The sequence below is a fragment of the Thermodesulfobacteriota bacterium genome (genome assembly GCA_040755095.1).
Lineage (GTDB): Bacteria > Desulfobacterota > Desulfobulbia > Desulfobulbales > JBFMBH01 > JBFMBH01.
The window spans coordinates 1-4,409 of the sequence record JBFMBH010000207.1; the positions used below are offsets into that span (position 1 = coordinate 1).

The 4,409-nt window shown below is 62.3% G+C and carries 3 protein-coding genes; all 3 read left to right on the forward strand.

Annotation, left to right across the window (positions count from 1 at the left end):
- A partial coding sequence (locus AB1634_18730) for a hypothetical protein (protein ID MEW6221549.1) occupies nt 1-634 on the forward strand: 634 nt, incomplete at its 5' end.
- 545 nt (nt 635-1,179) lie between these two features.
- The gene (locus AB1634_18735; GenBank protein MEW6221550.1) at nt 1,180-2,913 is read left to right on the forward strand and encodes a carboxypeptidase regulatory-like domain-containing protein; all 1,734 of its coding nucleotides are present in this window, start codon (nt 1,180-1,182) and stop codon (nt 2,911-2,913) included.
- Between the two features lie 327 nt (nt 2,914-3,240).
- The coding region (locus AB1634_18740; GenBank protein ID MEW6221551.1) for a transglutaminase-like domain-containing protein at nt 3,241-4,409 on the forward strand (1,169 nt) is incomplete at its 3' end.

Genomic DNA, 4,409 nt, shown 5'->3' on the forward strand with positions numbered 1-4,409 from the left:
CCTGCAGATCGCCAACAGCCAGGGGATTCCCATCTACACCATCGACCAGAGCAACCTCAATGCTGTTCTGCCACAGCTGCAGCTGGATGAGGACACGATTGCTGATATTGTTGATGCGGTCGATGCTGACAAGGAGGTGACCGTGTCAAAGACCAATATCACCTTCAATGGCTGGGGTGGATGCGGATTCATCGTCTTTGATCCTGACACTGGCTCCGGGGTATACATGATCAGCGGGGGATTGTGCGGGTCTCTAACTCCTCACGATAAAGGAATGTTAGCACTCGGATCAATCTTCCTTTCGCTTTCCGCGGTTACTGGTGCGCTGGCTGTACTCGCGTTCTCTATTGCTGGCCCAATTGCCGCGCTTATATTTGGAATGATGAGCTGGTTGTATTTCTGCATGATGATAATCTCCTTGTATGGTGAAGAAAACGCCAGGGAATTTGTGATGTGCCTCTATTTGGCCATTATGGACTTGTGGCTACTTATCGAAAATTCTTTAGCTCGTGCTGCTGCGAGGTTTGGTTACTATGTACTTCGCTTGTTACACTTTGAGGTATTTCTGTATTCAACACTGGATGACGCAAAGGGAATCAGTAGGTGTGCTTACGACCTATACGGCGGCTGGTAGCACACGTCCGCTCTTTCTCTTCTATTTCTCGCATGTCGATTATTGGTGGTTGGGGATGCCAGAACATCCGTCAATTCTTGATATAGTACTTGTTGCAACGCTGCCTTTAGTTGTTGTTGCAAAATATGTGCACTCAAGATGTTCCAGTTTGATAGCTGGGGTTGCTTCATTGTTGGTGGCCACGGCTTGGATGTGTTGTGAGGAGTCGCTCGTTACGCGTGCAGAGTTGGTGGTATTTCTTGATGAATATCTTGGAAAGGAACTCGGCATAACTTTTCTTGTGTTTATTGGGCTATTTCTCGTTTATGTATCCATTGTTCCAGCGGGGAATCGAGATAGCAAAAAATAGGTGGCCTGGTGACGAAAAGCAATGGCGGTCGGTTGTCGCGGCTATTCCAGTTTTCTGCGCTCGTGAGCCGCGCATAGTGCTTGGTGAGGTAGCTGACTATCCGGAACGGATGTGCATCATGGGATACCGCAGAAGTTGGCTAGGGGGATGCATGAGTAAAACATCCGTATTCATGCTAGGCTGGTTGTCACTATGCATGGGCACCACCGCCCTTGCCCAGACTCCCGCCATAGGCACCGGCCTGCAGTTCCTTGCCGCCAGCCAAAACCTGGACGGCTCCTGGGGCGGTGTCGCCACCAGCGCCGACATTGTCGCTACCACCGCCGAGGCGGTGCAAACCCTGTCGCTCCTGGACCCCACCAGCACATCCCTCCCACCCGCCTCTGCCTGGCTGGCCAGCCAGCCCCTGACCACCACCGAAGGTCTTGCCTCCCGCATCCTTGCCCTTTGTGCCCCCGGCTCCGATTTGGAGCCGCTTCTGGCCGCTGTGGACGACCTGATGGCCGCCTGGGGTGGTACCCCTGGCTACGATGTCAACAACCTGGACACGGCCCTGGCCCTGCAGGCGCTGGCTGCGGTGCACGCCACCGACGACCCGACCATCGCCGCTGCCCTCGGCTATCTCACCTCCACCCAGAACCTGGACGGCGGCTGGGGGCTGGCTGGCGGCCATGAAAGCAATGTCTCCATGACCGCCCGGGTGACCCTGGCCCTGCAGTCCTACGCCGATGGGTACGTCCTTGATACGCCCATCTCGGCTGGGACGGAATTCCTGTTGGCGCAGCAGCACGGGGATGGCGGTCTTGGCATCGTGGACTCCACGGTCGGCGAGACGGCCCTGGCCTTCCTGGTGCTGCAGCGGGCTGGCGCGGCGAGTGCCAGGCTGGAGGCGGCGCAGCAGTATATAGAGGATAGCCGGCTGGCCGACGGCTCCTGGGAGGGAGACCCGTTGGTGACCGCTTTGGCCTTGCGGGCGCTCTTCGCAGCCATCCCGTCGCTGCCGGCCAGCATCGCCGGCCTGGTGCAAGATGCCAGCAGCGGGCTGCCCCTGGCCGGCGTGGCGGTGGCTATAATCGGCCCCACTCCGGGCCAGATCACCACCCTGGCCGACGGCTCCTTCGCCTTCACCGGCCTGTCCGCCGGTGCGCACTCCCTGGCCCTCAGCAAGGCCGGCTACCAGAGCCGGCAGGTGGCGGCCACGGTCGTTGCCGGCCAGGACCTGCTGCTGGGGCCGGTGTCCCTGACGGCGCTGCCGGTGCCGGTCACCGGCCTGGCGGGCACGGTGACCGATGCTGTCACCGGCCTCGGCATTGCCGGCGCCCAGGTGACCGTCACCGGCTCCTCGGCCGCCTTTGCCGTCACCGACAGCCAGGGGGCCTACGCTGTCTCCGGCCTCGCTGCCGGCGGCATCATCGTCGTCTTCGCGGCGCCGGGCTATCTGCCCACGACCGTTGCGTCCACCGCCATCGCGGGCCGGGTGCTCTCCCTTTCCCCGGCCCTGGTCCCGGAAGGCAGTGCCCCGCCGCCGGACACCACAGCAGCGGTCTCCGGTCTGGTGGTGGACAGCGTTGCCGGCACCGGCCTGGCGGGGGTGGAGGTCACGGCTGCCTTCGGCTATGGCGAGGAGACGGTCTTTACGCCAGCAGGTGGCGGCTTCACGATCAGCGGCCTGGCGGCGGCCAGCGGCACCCTGTCCTTCCGCCTGCCGGGCTACGAAACGAAGGCCTACAGCCTCACCCTGGCGGCCAACACCCTGACCGAGGTCGGCCAGGTGGCGCTGGCGCCGGCGGGTAGCGCCGGCCCCTTGCCGGATCTGGCCATCGCCGGCCTTCAGACCGAAAACCACTATTGTTGTCGCCGGCAGCCACTGCAGGAGAAGATGGGAGTATGGACAGCAACTTCGCGTGCCACCACGGGAAATTCTGCCTGATTAAAAGAGGTGGCCGACATAACAGCGGGCATGCTGCCAACACTTCGGCCATGTTCGCTCGCTATGATGATTCCATTTTGGAGTGATTTTTCTCTTGACAGGAATCCATTGAATCGTCTAGCCTGCGAAAAGGAGATTTTCAGGAAGGATTCAGCTGTGGAGGGTTGTACGCCTGCTGCGAAGGGACATCATTCTTCTTATCTCGTGGAATGATACCTGTTGGTCGTTATCCTGGACCACCATGGCCTGGGATAGAGATGGATAGTTCCGTCTTGATGCCGGTGATGCGTCGGGATTGATCCGGTCTTGCTCGTGAAGGAGAGAGGAATGCGCTCCAGTTGTAGCCGTGCTCTGCGAATAACATCAAGGGTTGTGCTGTTCTTCTATATGTGGTCCTTCGGTGGCCTGCGGGATATCGCCTGGGCTGCCCGGGATGCTGCAGGCGAGGCTGCGCCATCTGCTGGCCAGGGCCGGAGAGAGCCCCGGGCGGAGGAGAGAATTCATGACGAGGTGCGGGCGCTGGGTGGCCTGGTGGAGGAGCTGCGACAGGCGGCTGGCCCGGCGGCGCGGCGAGCGGTCAAAGACCGGATCCGGCAGGCCAGGAGCGCCATCGAGGCCCAGGATGGCGAGCTGAGGCGGCAGTTCGTTGCCACGGAGCAAAGGCTTCGGGAGAAATCGGTGTCGGCGGAGATCCTCCAGCGGCACCTGGAGTTTGTGGCGGAATACGAGAGCGGGCAGCGGCAGTTCATGGCCGAGGTCGAGGCGCTTGATCAGGCAGCCACGGCTGGTGCGGAAGACCAGGCCATCCGGCGGCTGCAGGACCGGTTCGAGGCGGCGAAGAGGCGTGTGAAGAGGCCGCGGATCGATTTCAACAACCTGCCGCACCGGGCGGCCGAGCCCACCAAGGCCGAGCCCCGTTTGAAGAAGGAGGATTTCCAGCCGGTCCGGCAGGCGAGCACCATGTCCGCCGAGGAGGCGTTTGCCATGCTCTTCCCCGGCACATGGCTGGCCGAAGCCGGCTATCATCCGGTGGCGCTGCCGCCGGGTATCCGGGTTGCCTCCCTGGGACCCGAAGGCGCCTGGGCGGATTCGGGTCTCGGTGGGGAGGCGGTAGTCGCGGATACGGAGGATGCTTCTTTCGGCCTGAGCCCCGGCGTCCTGCCGCCGGCCGCAGTGCCCCCGGGAGGTCTGCTGCTGGCGCAGCTCAGTGACCTGCCCACGCCGGCCGACCTGGCGCCCACCGTCGAGGTCCAGGTCACCGCGGCCATCGAGGCCAAGGCGGCGGAGCTGGGTCATGATCCGGTGCGGATCTACGAGTGGGTCCGGAACACCATCGAGTACGCGCCCACCTGGGGCTCCATCCAGGGGGCGGATGCCTGCCTGCAGAGCCAGCTGTGCAATGCCTTTGACACCTCGTCGCTTCTCATCGCCCTGTTGCACGCCTCGGAGATCCCGGCCCGGTATGTGCTCGGCACCGGCGAGATGGCGGTGGAGCG